Genomic DNA, 15,087 nt, shown 5'->3' on the forward strand with positions numbered 1-15,087 from the left:
GCTATAACCCAGCCGGTCAAAAACCATAGTTTTTAGCACTAGGCATTGTAACTAGTAGTGATCTGTAGGATCATGCTGGTTTTCTTAAAATTGCCATTGTTCGCAAAGAGGAATTCCATGAGTCATGTGGACACTGAAGTACGTCCGAGTAACTTTATTCGTAATATCATAGATGAAGATTTACAAAGCGGTAAGCACACGAGTGTACAGACTCGTTTCCCGCCGGAACCGAATGGCTATCTTCATATTGGTCATGCTAAATCTATCTGCTTAAATTTTGGGATAGCGCGAGACTATAACGGTCTGTGTAATTTACGTTTTGACGATACTAATCCTGAAAAAGAAGACATTGATTATGTAAATTCTATTCAGGCGGATGTGCGTTGGCTTGGATTCCAGTGGGATGGCGACGTGCGCTATTCATCAAACTATTTTGATCAGTTACATCAATATGCGGTTGAACTGATCAATAAAGGTTTGGCTTATGTGTGTTTCTTAAATGCTGATGAAACCCGCGAATACCGTGGCACGTTAAAAGAGCCAGGTAAAAACAGTCCTTTCCGCGACACATCAGTCGAAGAGAACCTCGCCTTATTCGCTAAGATGCGCGACGGTGGTTTTAAAGAAGGTGAGTGTGCGCTGCGTGCCAAAATTGATATGGCATCGCCATTCATGTGCATGCGCGATCCTATCATCTACCGTATTCGTTTTGCCCATCATCATCAAACAGGTGACAAGTGGTGCATTTACCCAATGTACGACTTCACGCACTGTATTTCTGATGCGTTAGAACATATTACCCACTCTTTATGTACATTAGAGTTCCAAGACAACCGTCGTTTATACGATTGGGTGTTGGATAATTTGAACGATTTTCAAGCGCCGAATCGTACTCGTCAATACGAGTTTTCTCGCTTAAATCTCGAATATACCTTGATGTCTAAACGTAAGCTGAACGACCTTGTGACCCGTAAACTCGTGTCAGGTTGGGATGACCCACGTATGCCAACGATTGCAGGCTTACGTCGCCGTGGTTATACACCGGCGTCAATTCGCGAGTTCTGTCAACGTATCGGCGTGACTAAGCAAGAGAATATGATTGAAGTCGGCATGTTAGATGCGTGTATTCGTGAAGAATTGAACGAACATGCACCGCGTGCGATGGCCGTATTGCGTCCATTGAAAGTCATCATTGAAAACTATGCTGAAGGTGAACTTGAGTACATTCAAGCGGCCGCTCATCCAAATGATGAGAGCATGGGGACGCGTGAATTAGCCTTTGGCCGAGAAATATTGATCGATGTGGCTGACTTTAAAGAAGAAGCCAACAAACAATACAAACGCTTAGTTACAGGCAAAGAAGTGCGTTTACGTAATGCCTATGTGATTAAAGCTGAACGTTGTGACAAAGACAGCGAAGGTAATATCACGACGGTTTACTGTACTTATGATCCTGAAACTTTAGGTAAAAACCCTGCAGATGGCCGTAAAGTCAAAGGCGTGATCCATTGGGTTGAGGCATCTACTGCCAAGCCTGCTGAATTCCGTCTCTATCAGCGTTTATTTACCGATCCTAATCCTGCTGCGGCAGAGACTGTGGATGAAGTGTTGAACCCTGAATCATTGATCGTTGTACAAGGTTTTGCAGAAGCAAGCCTAGTGAATGCACCTGCGGAACAAGCCTATCAGTTTGAGCGTGAAGGCTATTTCTGTGCTGACAGCAAAGATTCGTCAGCGGATAATTTAGTGTTTAACTTAACTGTAGCGCTGCGTGATTCTTTCGAATGATTTTGCTTAAGTGGATCTGTTTGACTGAATGAGTAAAACAGATCTGCTAACTCGCTCAGAGCGTTAATTCAACTCAAAAAAGAAGGCCTTTGCGGCCTTCTTTTTTATTTTCTGCTACAAATCAATTGCGACGCAGAGCTTGAGTTGCTGTTGATTAAATTTGTGATGAATTAAAGTGGTTATTGGTACATAGGACCAAAGCCTAAGCTCCATAAAATGACACTAGTTGCCATTAGCCCCACCAAGAGTACTAAGCCTGCTGTCACCATAGAGCTGGCGTAGATAAAACCTTTCTCTTCAGGGATATTCATAATGATAGGCACCCCCGCGTACAGTAAATACACTGAGTAGGCTAAACCAATCAACCCTACTATCATGATAAACCATAGCACTGGATATAATGCGGCTAAACCGACCATAAACAACGGGGTTGCAGTGTAGGATGCGAGCTCTAATGCTTGGGTGTAAGTTGGGTTAGCATCGAAGGTTTTTGCCATCCAATAGGCTAAATAGGCAAGGGCGAATACGCCTGCGATTAGGCCTAAATACATGCCTGCGGACATAAACAGGGCACTTTGTGGTGTAAGGTAAATTGGATCGCCTGCGCCAGGATTCCAGCCAATGTAAGCCGTAGCAATATAGCTGCACACCGCCGGAATTAAGGCGATAAGAACTACATGACTTAAGCTACTTTTCAGTGCCTCATGGTTTTTTTCAATTGTTTGCCACTCTTGTTTTGGATGAGTGTATAGCCCCATTAAGTGATTCAGTATCATTATAATTATCCTTATCCTTGTTCAGCATTGATGAATGGCTCGCCAAACGTCAGACGAGCTGATAACAGCTCTACAATCGAGGTTAAAATGGTGTCCAGTCTCTTTATCCATCGATTGGTTACACATAGAGAAGTGAGAGGCTGTGTGATCAGGATCTCAGTTCTTTAGAGTGTAGATTATTTATTGAACAAAAAGTTCAGCGCGTCAAGTTTACTTAAGCCTAATGCTATAGCTTATGAGTAAATATGCGTAAAATAGCGCGATATTCAGAATGATATTGAGTGAGTCCATGCTGCAACTTCTTGCCCCCATCCACGCATTTCTTCACTGTGAAACACCGCAAACTTGGATTGATGTTGCGATAAAATCAGATTCCTTGGATGAGTTGCTGATCGACCATTGTAACTGTGAGTTAAAAGCCGCTCAGACAGCGATTTTTTTGCTACGAAAATATGCGTTAGATAAAGATAGTGGTCGAACCCTGTTGGCGTGGGCGAAACCCTATGAAGAGTTTATTTATTCGCAAGAACATGATGTGGGAAGTTTTTTAGCCCGTGATGTGAAAAAGAATGAGTTGGTAACTGACCTTATACCTAAGCCCAACTTTAAGTTTGCTGCGAATTTAGTTTCACCTTTAATCCGCTTGATTAAAGAAGAGTTTCATCATTTTGAACAAGTATTGGATTTAATGCACAAGCGCAGTATTGATTACCGCAATATTCGCGCGGGGCGTTATGCCAAGGGCATGATGAGTCATGTGACAACCCATGAGAAAGATATTTTGCGGGATAAGTTGATTGTAGGGGCATATATTGAGGCTCGCTCGTGCGAGCGCTTCGCTAAACTCGCGCCTTATTTAGATGGTGAGTTGAGTAAGTTTTATGTGTCACTGCTGCGTTCTGAAGCTCGACATTATCAAGATTATCTTGCGTTAGCTCAGTTGGTTTCACCTGAGGATATTAGCGAGCGAGTGAAGTACTTTGGCGAGTTAGAAGCGGAGTTGATTTTGGCGCAGGATGATGAGTTTCGTTTCCACAGTGGGTCGCCTCTATTAAATTAATTTGAACGGCTTTGCTTCCCCAAACGAGTAGAGTTAAGTCCATATAGTAGAAACGATTAACGGTTCGAAAAACCGTTAATCGCAGTATTTTCAAGCTATTAAAGCTAAAAATTTAAGCCATTTAAGCTTAAGTATCGCTAAATGAGGCCTACTTAAGCCAATGCCTTTAGGTCATCATCTGGTCAAAGGGTAAGGACTGTAAATTAATCCCTTCAGCGCTCACACTGAGCACACTGCCTTGTTCATACCAATCGCCAACCACTATACGCTTACAGCCATTAGCAAGTTGATGAATGGCCGGTCTGTGGGTATGACCGTGGATCATATGCTTAGTGTGTGTCTTGGCAAATAACACATCGACCGCATTGGGCTCTACATCCATGATAGTGTAGCTTTTTTGCTTATTGCTGTTCTTGCTCTTGCTGCGAATTTTATCAGCAATGCCCTGACGGGTTTTCTTGGATAAACAACCATACAGCCAACGAGACAGCGATAAACAGCGCAGTTTTCGAAAGCGTTGGTAGGCCTTATCTAAAGTACATAAGCTGTCGCCGTGCAAAATTACAGTGTCGACACCGTATAAATTGAGGCGAGTGACTTCGGGTAAAATTTGCATGCCTGCGGCGCGCGCAAATTGTTTGCCTAGCATGAAGTCACGGTTGCCATGGATAAAATACACGGGCAACTTTTGTGATACTTGCTTGAGTTTTTCGGCGATGTCGAGGGCAAAAGGTAAGGCAATATCATCACCAACCCAGACTTCAAACAAATCGCCTAGGATATAAAGGGCGTCGGCATCATCGAGTTCAGTGTCGAGAAAGCGAGTGAACGCTTGGGTGATATCAAGGCGATCTGCACTCAGGTGCAGATCGCCTATAAATAGAGTTCGCATTCGACGTATTATGCCGCGACGCTGACTTTTTCAATAACAATGGCTTCTAATGGCACATCTTGATGCATACCACGGTTACCAGTGCTAACAGCTTTAATTTTTTCGATAATGTCCATGCCTTCAACGATTTCGCCGAATACGCAGTAGCCCCAGCCCTGTGAGGTTTCTGATTTAAAATCGAGGAAAGTGTTGTCGTTCACGTTAATGAAGAACTGCGCAGTAGCTGAATGTGGATCTGAAGTACGCGCCATAGCGACAGTACCAGTACGGTTTGATAAACCGTTATTGGCTTCGTTCTTCACTGGCTCGTTACAACGCTTTTGGCTCATGTCTTCGTTGAAGCCACCACCTTGGATCATGAAACCGTCAATCACACGGTGGAAGATAGTGCCGTCGAAGAAACCTTCGTCAACATATTTCATGAAGTTTGCTACTGTTAACGGTGCTTTTTCAGCGTTCAGTTGCAGTTTAATGTCGCCCAAATTAGTGTGTAATGTGATCATGTTTTCATACTCAGTGTAAATAGTGGCGCGATTCTAACTTATCTCGGATTGCGCGCAAAGTGCAGTATTCAAAACCTGTCAGGCCGTGATAGACTGACTCCTTGATTTTACACCTGAATGTATCATTGAAGAGAATATCGATGTTGAAGATTTACAACAGTATTACCCGCCAAAAACAGGAATTTAAGCCAATTAATCCCGGGAAAATTGGGATGTACGTGTGTGGTGTGACCATATACGATCTCTGTCATATTGGTCATGGCCGTACTTTTGTTTCTTTCGACATGATAGTGCGCTACCTGCGTTACGCGGGTTATGAAGTGAATTTTCAGCGCAATATTACTGATGTTGATGACAAAATCATCAAGCGCGCTAACGAGAATAACGAAAGCTGTGAAGCCTTAACCGAGCGTCTTATTGGTGAAATGCACCAAGACTTCGATGCCTTAAATATGTTGCGCCCCGATTTTGAACCGCGCGCGACCCTTCACATTGCTGAAATCATCGACATGGTTGAGTTATTACTCGCCCGTGGTCATGCCTATGTGGCGAGCGATGGTGATGTGCTTTTCAGCGTGGCCTCATATCCTGATTATGGCCGTTTATCGGGCCAGAATTTAGATCAACTGCAAGCTGGTGCTCGGGTTGAAGTGGACGAAACCAAGCAAAATCCAATGGATTTTGTGTTGTGGAAAATGTCTAAACCTGGCGAACCAACGTGGGAATCTCCATGGGGACCGGGTCGTCCTGGCTGGCATATCGAATGTTCGGCCATGAACAGCAAACATTTAGGTTTGCATTTTGATATCCATGGCGGCGGCTCTGACTTACAGTTCCCACATCATGAGAATGAAATCGCCCAGTCTTGCTGTGCCCATGACACACCATACGTCAACTATTGGATGCACACTGGCATGGTGATGGTTGACCGTGAAAAGATGTCTAAGTCCTTAGGCAACTTCTTCACTATTCGCGATGTACTTGGTCACTATGATGCTGAAACTGTGCGTTATTTCTTATTATCTGGTCATTATCGTAGCCAACTGAACTATTCAGAAGATAACTTGAAACAAGCTCGCTCAGCCTTAGAGCGTTTGTATACCGCGATTAAAGATGTCGACTTAACTGTCGTTGCAGCGCCTGCAGAAGAGTTTATTGCTAAGTTTAAAGCGGCGATGGATGATGACTTTAATACACCTGAAGCCTATTCCGTTCTATTTGATATGGTGCGTGAAATCAATCGTTTAAAACTGACCGATATGGCACAGGCATCGGCATTAGCGGTCACCTTGAAGCAATTAGCGGATGTGTTAGGTCTATTAAGCCAAGAGCCAGAGGCCTTCTTTCAAGGCGGCGGTAGTGACGATGAAGTGGCCGAAATCGAAGCCTTAATCGTTGAGCGTAACCGTGCTCGTACCGAAAAGGATTGGGCTGCTGCGGATGTGGCGCGTAATCGTTTAGATATTTTGGGCGTTGTGCTTGAAGATGGTCCAAGTGGCACCACTTGGCGTAAGAAATAAGCTTATTCGCTATATTTTTAATTCAAGAAAATCTTCAGTAAATAAAAACCTGCATCATGCAGGTTTTTTTATGCTTGCTGGAACCTGGAACCTGGAACCTGGAACCTGGAACCTGGAACCTGGAACCTGGAACCTAGAACCTAGAACCTAGAACCTAGAACCTAGTCATGATACTGCTCGGCGGCATATAAGGTGTTTTCTAATAGGCTTGCAATCGTCATCGGGCCAACACCGCCGGGGACTGGAGTGATAAAGCTGGCATTTTGCGCAGCAATGTCATATTGCACATCGCCGACTAAGGTGCCGTTATCTAAACGGTTAATTCCCACATCTATTACAATCGCGCCGGGCTTGATCCACTCGCCAGGAATAAAGCCAGGTTTACCCACAGCAACGACTACGAGATCTGCCTGACGGATTTTTTGCTCGAGATTCTTAGTGAAGCGGTGGCAAGTAGTGGTGGTGCAGCCAGCCAGCAGCAACTCTAAGGTCATTGGGCGGCCGACAATATTCGATGCGCCAACCACAACAGCATCTAAACCATAGGTATCAACGCCGGTGGATTTGATGAGTGTCATTATGCCCATTGGGGTGCAAGAGCGCAGCACCGGAATACGCTGGGCTAAACGGCCGACGTTGTACGGGTGAAATCCATCGACGTCTTTATCTGGGCGGATACGCTCGATGACTTTTGAGTCTTCGATATGTGCGGGTAATGGCAGTTGCACTAAGATGCCATCAATTGTCGGATCATCATTAAGACTATCAATCAGGTTGAGTAATTCATCTTCAGTGCAGTTTGTTTCTAAATCGTATGAACGAGAAATAAATCCAACTTCTTCACAAGCCTTACGTTTACTGCCAACATAAACTTGTGATGCCGGATCGGCTCCCACTAATATTACGGCTAAACCCGGTACGCGTTGTCCAGCCTCTTTGCGGGCGGTGACTTTTTCGCTGAGCTTAGTGCGGATGGATTGAGCAATCGCCTTGCCGTCGATTATTTGGGCTGTCATGGGTGTAGGATATCCTTTATATGGGCGATGGTGAAAACAGTAGTTAACACAGAGATTGGCAATCGTGGCTATTTTAACAGGGCACAGCTACTGTGTCATGGTTAAAGCCGTTGCCAAGTGGATAAAAAAAACCAGATTAGCCTGATAATTCAGCACCTAGAGTCGAACGATAAAAAAATCGTTGACGGGTGTAAAGTGAGGGGATAAGATGCGCTCCGTTCTCAGGCAGATGTGTTCATCTTGCGCTGAAACTGTCATGTAAGACCTTAGGTAATTAGCGCAGTCCGGTAGTGCATCCAGATTTTGGATGAGAGTGGACCAGAGGAAACCCTCTGAGTTGATATCAAGTAAAATGTAAGACCTTCGGTGATTAGCGCAGTCCGGTAGCGCATCTGGTTTGGGACCAGAGGGTCAGAGGTTCGAATCCTCTATCACCGACCACTTTATTATCGTTTGCTTCAATGAATTCAAAGATAATTTGAACTCAAATAGGCGAGTGATAGGGTTAGCATAAATGCTTTCCAAATCGGTTAGGATACAGAAAATTCTGTAAACCATGCGCCCGTAGCTCAGTTGGATAGAGCACCCGCCTTCTAAGCGGGTGGTCGCAGGTTCGAATCCTGCCGGGCGTACCAGTTTCAGTGGTGATTGTAGCTCAGTTGGTAGAGTCCCGGATTGTGATTCCGGTTGTCGTGGGTTCGAGCCCCATCAGTCACCCCATTTTTAGTACTTTGAGTACAAATTAAAAAAAGCGACCTTGTGTCGCTTTTTTTATACCCCAGATTCGGCTGTTGAGGCTCGACTCTGCAGAAAACGGTGGCTATAATGTCGCGTCTTGATAGATATCAACTATGAGCGACCTGTGCCTAAAGCCAGTTGTGGTGGGCATTGTAGTCAAATTTAATGATCAAGAAACGAATACCTGAATAGTTGATGAATCGGCTATTACAAAGGACGTTAGACAAATTTCGAGGTAAAACAATGCAAGTTTCTGTTGAAGCAACCCAAGGCCTAGAGCGTCGCCTGACCATTTCTGTTCCTGCTGAACAAATTGAAAAGCTGGTTAAAGACAGTTTACAACGTGAAGCTAAGCGTGCTCGTATCCCAGGTTTCCGTCCTGGTAAAGTGCCTGTTACTGTTATAAACAAACGTTATGGCGCAGCGATTCGTCAAGACATCATGGGTGAAGTGATGCAACGTAACTTCATCGAAGCAATTATTGCTGAGAAGTTAAACCCAGCGGGTGCACCGACTTTTGTTCCTGGTTCTACTGATGGCGAAAAATTCGAATTTATCGCTACCTTTGAAATCTATCCAGAAGTTGAGCTGAAAGGCTTAGATGCCATCGAAGTAGAACAGCCAAAAGCTGAAGTGACTGACGCTGACGTTGACACTATGATTGAAACCTTACGTAAACAACACGCGACTTTCGCTGCTGTTGAGCGTGAAGCTGCTGATGGCGACAAAGTGAAAATGAACTTTGTTGGCTCAGTTGACGGTGAAGAGTTTGAAGGCGGCAAAGCTGATGATTTCGAACTGCAACTAGGTAGCGGCCGTATGATCCCTGGTTTTGAAGCGGGTATCTTAGGTCACAAAGCGGGTGAAGAATTTGTTATCGACGTGAACTTCCCTGAAGAATATCACGCTGAAAACCTGAAAGGTAAAGCGGCTAAGTTCGCGATTACGCTGACAGAAGTGCAAGCGGCTAACCTGCCAGAAGTAAACGATGAGTTTGCTGCTCTGTTTGGTATCAGCGAAGGTGGCTTAGAAGCCCTTAAAACTGAAATCCGTAAAAACATGAACCGTGAACTTGAGCAAGCGTTAAAAGCTAACGTGAAAGAGCAAGTGATCAATGGTCTGTTAGCTAACAACGATATCACTTTGCCAAAAGCATTGATCGATGGCGAAGTTAACGTTCTGCGTCAACAAGCCATGCAACGTTTTGGCGGCCAATCGGCTAACATGCCAGAACTGCCAGCTGAATTGTTCACTGAACAAGCTGCACGTCGTGTTAAAATCGGTCTGTTATTAGGCGAAGTCATCAAGACTAACGAACTGAAAGCGGAAGATGAACGCGTACAAGGCTTGATCGCTTCTATGGCTTCTGCCTACGAAGATCCAAGTGAAGTTGTTGCTTATTACAACAGCAACAAAGAGCTGATGCAAAACATGCGCAACGTTGCTTTAGAAGAGCAAGCGGTTGAAGCACTGTTGAAATCTGCCAAAGTGACCGAAAAACAAGTCGCTTTTGAAGAATTTATGAACAAGGCTACCGGTCGCGCATAAGCTAAGCTTGACTTGATTAGCTGTTCGCCATTTATAATGGCTCGTATGAGGCTCCTCATGCGAGCCATTTTTATTTAGGGAAGTGAATAATGCATAATGCGTCAGACATACAAAGTGCTTTAGTGCCTATGGTGATCGAACAGACTGCTAAGGGTGAACGCTCATACGATATTTATTCTCGTTTGTTGAAAGAGCGGATTATCTTTTTGGTAGGTCAAGTTGAAGAACACATGGCAAACCTTATCGTGGCGCAATTATTATTCTTAGAATCAGAAAGCCCAGATAAAGATATCTTTTTATACATTAACTCCCCTGGTGGTTCTGTCACTGCAGGCATGGCGATTTATGATACCATGCAGTTTATCAAACCGAATGTTAGCACTGTCTGTATCGGCCAAGCCGCCAGTATGGGCGCTTTCTTGTTAGCCGGCGGTGAGAAGGGTAAGCGTCACTGTTTACCAAACTCTCGCGTGATGATCCATCAACCGCTGGGTGGTTTCCAAGGTCAAGCATCAGATATTGCTATTCATGCCAAAGAAATCTTAGGCATTAAAAATAAGCTTAACCTAATGCTCGCTGAACACACAGGTCAACCGCTCGAAGTGATTGAACGCGATACCGATCGTGACAACTTCATGAGTGCAACTCAAGCCGTCGAATATGGCTTAGTTGACTCTGTGATGACGAAACGCGGCTGATTTTTGCTTTTGACTGAGCTATGCTTTGTAAAAGTTAAGCAAATTTAAGACAGGCAGTAGAGCAGACTGCAAATGAGGTAATTAATGGGCGACAACAAAAATAATGGTGACAGCGGTAAATTGCTGTACTGCTCTTTTTGCGGAAAGAGCCAGCATGAAGTCAGAAAACTCATTGCTGGCCCATCAGTGTATGTATGCGACGAATGTGTTGAGTTATGTAACGACATCATTCGTGAAGAGATTAAAGAAATCTCTCCAAAGCGTGATAGCGATAAATTACCGACACCACATGAGTTGCGTGCACATTTAGACGATTATGTTATTGGCCAAGACAGAGCGAAAAAAGTGCTTTCTGTGGCAGTGTATAACCACTATAAGCGTTTAAAAAATGCATCGCCTAAAGATGGTATCGAGCTGGGCAAGAGTAATATTTTGCTTATCGGTCCAACGGGTAGCGGTAAAACCCTACTGGCTGAAACCCTTGCGCGCTCACTCAATGTGCCTTTCACTATGGCAGATGCTACTACGCTGACTGAAGCGGGTTATGTGGGTGAAGACGTTGAAAACATCATTCAAAAGTTGCTGCAAAAGTGCGACTACGATGTTGAGAAGGCGCAGCGTGGTATCGTTTATATCGATGAAATCGATAAAATTAGTCGTAAGTCAGACAATCCATCAATCACCCGTGACGTATCGGGTGAGGGTGTACAGCAAGCGCTGCTTAAGCTGATTGAAGGTACTGTTGCCGCGGTTCCACCACAAGGTGGCCGTAAGCATCCACAGCAAGAATTCTTACAAGTCGATACTTCTAAGATCCTGTTTATCTGTGGTGGTGCATTTGCAGGGCTTGAGAAAGTGATTGAGCAACGTGCGCACGTTGGCTCGGGTATCGGTTTTGGTGCACAGGTGAAAGGCGAGAAAGAGAAGGCGACGATCTCTGAAACGTTATCACAAGTAGAACCTGGCGATTTAGTCAAATACGGTTTAATCCCTGAGTTTATTGGTCGTCTACCAGTGGTTGCGACTCTGACTGAGCTGGATGAAGAAGCTTTAGTACAAATTCTATCTCAACCTAAAAATGCCCTAACTAAGCAATACAGTGCGTTATTTGAGATGGAAGGGGTAGAGCTTGAGTTCCGCGAAGATGCGCTTAAAGCGATTGCTCACAAAGCCATGTCTCGCAAGACAGGTGCCCGTGGTCTACGCTCCATCGTTGAAAGTATTCTGCTGGATACTATGTACGATATCCCATCCGTTGACGGTGTGGTGAAGGCCGTTGTGGATGAATCAGTCGTGAAAGGGGAATCTGCCCCAATCTTGATTTACGAGCACAATGAGGCCCAAGTGGCATCAGGCGAACAATAATTGTACTGATCGCTAATAAACTGAAAAACAAGGAGTCCAATGGACTCCTTTTTTCGTATTAGCCATTGAAACTCCATAAAGCGTCCCAATATACTCCAGTATTAATCCATTTCACCAAAACGGAATCGAACTATGACCCAAGAGCGTGAAGCGCATATCGAACTCCCCGTGCTGCCACTGCGAGATGTGGTGGTCTATCCCCATATGGTAATTCCGTTATTTGTCGGACGAGAAAAATCTATTCGATGTCTCGAAACGGCAATGGCGCAGGATAAGCAAATTATTTTAGTGGCGCAGCGTGATGCCGAGCTCGATGAACCATCAAAAGATGACATCTTCGAAGTGGGTACGGTTGCCTCTATTTTACAGTTACTTAAGCTGCCAGACGGTACAGTCAAAGTGCTGGTTGAAGGTGGTCGTCGCGCCCGTATTACCCGTTATACCCAAGAAACAGAATTTTTTGTTGCTAAGGCTGAGTATCTGGAATCAGAACCGCTGGAAGACAAAGAAGAAGAAGTGTTAGTGCGCAGTGCTATTGGTCAGTTTGAAGGTTATATCAAGCTGAACAAAAAGATCCCGCCAGAAGTCTTGACCTCTTTATCGGGTATCGATGAAGCGGCGCGTCTGGCCGATACTATGGCCGCACACATGCCACTTAAGCTTGAAGATAAGCAATCTGTGCTTGAGATGGTCAACGTCGGCGAACGTCTGGAATATCTAATGGCGATGATGGAATCGGAGATCGACCTATTACAGGTTGAGAAACGTATCCGGACTCGCGTTAAAAAACAGATGGAAAAGAGTCAGCGTGAGTACTATCTGAACGAACAGATGAAAGCCATCCAGAAAGAACTGGGTGACTTAGATGAAGGCCATGACGAATTTGAAGCCTTAAATCGTAAGATTGAAGAGGCTAATATGCCCGCTGAGGCGAAAGAGAAAGCCCTCGCCGAGCTTAACAAGTTACGCATGATGTCACCAATGTCGGCTGAAGCGACGGTGGTTCGCAGTTATGTCGATTGGATGACGGCTGTGCCTTGGAGCCAACGCTCTAAAATCAAACGTGATTTAGCCAAAGCCCAAGAAGTACTCGATACCGATCATTTTGGTCTTGAAAAAGTCAAAGAACGTATCTTGGAATATTTGGCAGTCCAAAGCCGAGTGCGTCAGCTTAAAGGGCCAATCCTGTGTTTAGTGGGGCCACCAGGTGTGGGTAAAACCTCGCTAGGTCAATCGATCGCTAAGGCGACCGGTCGTAAGTATGTGCGTGTTGCCCTCGGTGGCGTGCGTGATGAAGCGGAAATCCGTGGTCACCGCCGTACTTACATTGGGTCTATGCCGGGTAAAGTCATTCAAAAGATGGCTAAAGTCGGCGTGAAAAACCCGTTATTCTTGCTCGATGAAATCGACAAGATGAGTTCTGATATGCGCGGAGATCCGGCTTCTGCTTTATTAGAAGTGTTAGATCCTGAGCAAAATGCGACCTTTAACGATCATTACCTCGAAGTCGATTACGACCTATCCGATGTGATGTTTGTTGCAACGTCAAACTCCATGGATATTCCTGGGCCACTACTTGACCGTATGGAAGTCATTCGTTTATCGGGTTACACCGAAGACGAGAAGCTGAATATTGCTAAGCAACATTTGCTGAATAAGCAAATCGAGCGCAATGGTTTAAAAGCCACTGAAATTAAAGTCGATGATAGTGCTATCGTTGGCATTATCCGTTATTACACCCGTGAAGCGGGTGTGCGTTCACTCGAGCGTGAATTGTCTAAGATTTGCCGTAAAGTCGTGAAAATGATTTTGCTCGATAAGTCGGTCAAGTCTGTGACTGTTAACCAAGAGAATCTCAAGTCTTTCCTTGGCGTGCAGCGCTTTGATTACGGCAAAGCCGAGTCTAAGAACCAAATCGGTCAAGTGACTGGCTTAGCTTGGACTCAAGTGGGCGGTGACTTACTGACGATTGAAGCAACCTCAGTACCAGGTAAAGGGAAGTTAACCTATACTGGTTCTCTTGGTGACGTGATGCAAGAGTCGATTCAAGCAGCGATGACAGTTGTTCGCGCCCGTGCGGAACAATTAGGTATCAATGCGGATTTCTACGAGAAGCGTGATATCCACGTGCATGTGCCAGAAGGTGCGACACCCAAAGATGGTCCATCTGCTGGTGCGGCTATGTGTACCGCGTTAGTATCCAGCTTAACGGGTAACCCAGTGCGTGCCGATGTGGCCATGACTGGTGAAATAACCTTACGTGGTGAAGTGTTACCTATCGGTGGTTTGAAAGAAAAACTGCTAGCAGCTCACCGCGGCGGCATAAAATTGGTGCTTATTCCAAAAGAAAATGAGCGCGATTTGGAAGAAATTCCTGCCAATGTGATTGCCGATTTAGAAATTCGTCCCGTGCGTTGGGTCGATGAAGTGTTAAAACTGGCCCTAGAAAGACCAGTTGAAGGCTTCGAAGTGGTTAAAAACTTGGCATAACGCAAGAAATTGCGCTATCACGTTAAAAAAAATGAAAAAAGGGGCTTAACAAAGCGCAGACCTGTGGTAGCCTAGGTCTGTGGAGAGCCAGCTGCTCCAAGCCCTTGGCGCAACTGGCTTTGAGCTGTATCCAGTTTTAATTCTTTGGTTTTCGAACTCAGCTTGAACTTTGAATTCAAGCTTGTTATAAAAGCCTCCGCAGACCGCTCTAGAGACGGATTTGGTTGCGGCGCAAAAAAATTACATTCAAGGGGATGACATGAACAAATCTGAACTAATCGAGAAAATCGCATCTGGTGCTGACATTTCTAAAGCCGCTGCTGGCCGAGCACTGGATTCTTTTATCGCTGCTGTGACCGAAGGTCTGAAAGAAGGTGATAAAATTTCTCTTGTTGGTTTTGGTACTTTTGAAGTGCGTGAACGCGCTGAGCGTACTGGTCGCAACCCACAAACGGGTGAAGAAATCAAAATCGCAGCAGCTAAAATTCCTGCATTCAAAGCTGGTAAAGCACTGAAAGACGCTGTTAATTAATCATTAATATCGTAGCCTTTGTAAGGCGTTCGTAATGACAAGCACTGTTTATCAGTGCTTTTTACGAATTGAAAGTAATGGAATATGAAGCTTAATTTCTACCATTACTCGGGGTTTTAGAATTTACCAGTGGTAGCGTCTGAATATTCCCCATAAATTAC

The 15,087-nt window shown here is 44.8% G+C and carries 12 protein-coding genes and 3 tRNA genes; 11 read left to right on the forward strand and 4 right to left on the reverse strand.

All coding sequences use genetic code 11. The annotated features are described in order from the left end of the window. Positions 1-117: 117 nt before the first annotated feature. Positions 118-1,788 (forward strand): glutamine--tRNA ligase, encoded by a 1,671-nt coding sequence (gene glnS / locus KO531_RS01935; RefSeq protein ID WP_219250251.1) that lies wholly within the window; start codon positions 118-120, stop codon positions 1,786-1,788. 179 nt (positions 1,789-1,967) lie between these two features. Here glnS and KO531_RS01940 read toward each other — a convergent pair whose 3' ends face one another. Continuing rightward, on the reverse strand, positions 1,968-2,564 hold the full coding sequence (locus KO531_RS01940) for a Yip1 family protein (protein ID WP_105252940.1): 597 nt from the start codon (positions 2,562-2,564) through the stop codon (positions 1,968-1,970). 289 nt (positions 2,565-2,853) lie between these two features. Between KO531_RS01940 and KO531_RS01945 the strand changes: the two genes are divergently transcribed. Further along, positions 2,854-3,624, forward strand: coding sequence for a tRNA isopentenyl-2-thiomethyl-A-37 hydroxylase MiaE (locus tag KO531_RS01945; protein WP_219250252.1), 771 nt, complete (start codon positions 2,854-2,856; stop codon positions 3,622-3,624). A gap of 166 nt (positions 3,625-3,790) precedes the next feature. Here KO531_RS01945 and KO531_RS01950 read toward each other — a convergent pair whose 3' ends face one another. After that, positions 3,791-4,516, reverse strand: a complete 726-nt coding sequence (locus tag KO531_RS01950) for a UDP-2,3-diacylglucosamine diphosphatase (RefSeq protein ID WP_219250253.1) — start codon at positions 4,514-4,516, stop codon at positions 3,791-3,793. An 8-nt stretch (positions 4,517-4,524) separates the two neighbouring features. After that, a complete protein-coding gene (locus tag KO531_RS01955) occupies positions 4,525-5,019 on the reverse strand; it encodes a peptidylprolyl isomerase (RefSeq protein ID WP_198572192.1) in 495 nt (164 codons plus the stop codon). Between the two features lie 140 nt (positions 5,020-5,159). Here KO531_RS01955 and cysS point away from each other — a divergent pair, with 140 nt between their 5' ends. After that, on the forward strand, positions 5,160-6,539 hold the full coding sequence (gene cysS / locus KO531_RS01960; RefSeq protein WP_105252936.1) for a cysteine--tRNA ligase: 1,380 nt from the start codon (positions 5,160-5,162) through the stop codon (positions 6,537-6,539). A 161-nt stretch (positions 6,540-6,700) separates the two neighbouring features. Here the strand turns inward: cysS and folD are convergent, their stop codons facing one another. Then, positions 6,701-7,555 carry a bifunctional methylenetetrahydrofolate dehydrogenase/methenyltetrahydrofolate cyclohydrolase FolD gene (gene folD / locus KO531_RS01965; protein WP_014610292.1) on the reverse strand — a complete coding sequence of 285 codons (855 nt, stop codon included), beginning with the start codon at positions 7,553-7,555 and terminating at the stop codon, positions 6,701-6,703. Between the two features lie 364 nt (positions 7,556-7,919). Between folD and KO531_RS01970 the strand changes: the two genes are divergently transcribed. The 8 genes from KO531_RS01970 to hupB all read left to right on the forward strand — a co-directional run bounded on the left by KO531_RS01970 (position 7,920) and on the right by hupB (position 14,926). Next, positions 7,920-7,996 (forward strand) — tRNA-Pro (locus KO531_RS01970). 117 nt (positions 7,997-8,113) lie between these two features. Further along, a tRNA-Arg gene (locus KO531_RS01975) sits at positions 8,114-8,190 on the forward strand. A 9-nt stretch (positions 8,191-8,199) separates the two neighbouring features. Beyond that, positions 8,200-8,275 (forward strand) — tRNA-His (locus KO531_RS01980). A 261-nt stretch (positions 8,276-8,536) separates the two neighbouring features. After that, positions 8,537-9,841 (forward strand): trigger factor, encoded by a 1,305-nt coding sequence (gene tig, locus KO531_RS01985; protein ID WP_028760469.1) that lies wholly within the window; start codon positions 8,537-8,539, stop codon positions 9,839-9,841. 89 nt (positions 9,842-9,930) lie between these two features. Further along, a complete protein-coding gene (gene clpP / locus KO531_RS01990) occupies positions 9,931-10,539 on the forward strand; it encodes an ATP-dependent Clp endopeptidase proteolytic subunit ClpP (RefSeq protein ID WP_063883148.1) in 609 nt (202 codons plus the stop codon). 84 nt (positions 10,540-10,623) lie between these two features. After that, complete coding sequence (gene clpX, locus KO531_RS01995; protein WP_028760467.1) at positions 10,624-11,904, forward strand: ATP-dependent protease ATP-binding subunit ClpX; 1,281 nt, start codon at positions 10,624-10,626, stop codon at positions 11,902-11,904. A gap of 132 nt (positions 11,905-12,036) precedes the next feature. Beyond that, positions 12,037-14,394: an endopeptidase La gene (lon, locus tag KO531_RS02000; protein ID WP_105252934.1), complete on the forward strand. Its 2,358-nt coding sequence runs from the start codon at positions 12,037-12,039 to the stop codon at positions 14,392-14,394. A 259-nt stretch (positions 14,395-14,653) separates the two neighbouring features. Then, positions 14,654-14,926: a nucleoid-associated protein HU-beta gene (gene hupB / locus KO531_RS02005; protein ID WP_006081127.1), complete on the forward strand. Its 273-nt coding sequence runs from the start codon at positions 14,654-14,656 to the stop codon at positions 14,924-14,926. The last annotated feature ends 161 nt before the right edge of the window (positions 14,927-15,087 follow it).

The organism is Shewanella sp. NKUCC06_TVS, from assembly GCF_019345515.1.
Lineage (GTDB): Bacteria > Pseudomonadota > Gammaproteobacteria > Enterobacterales > Shewanellaceae > Shewanella > Shewanella oncorhynchi.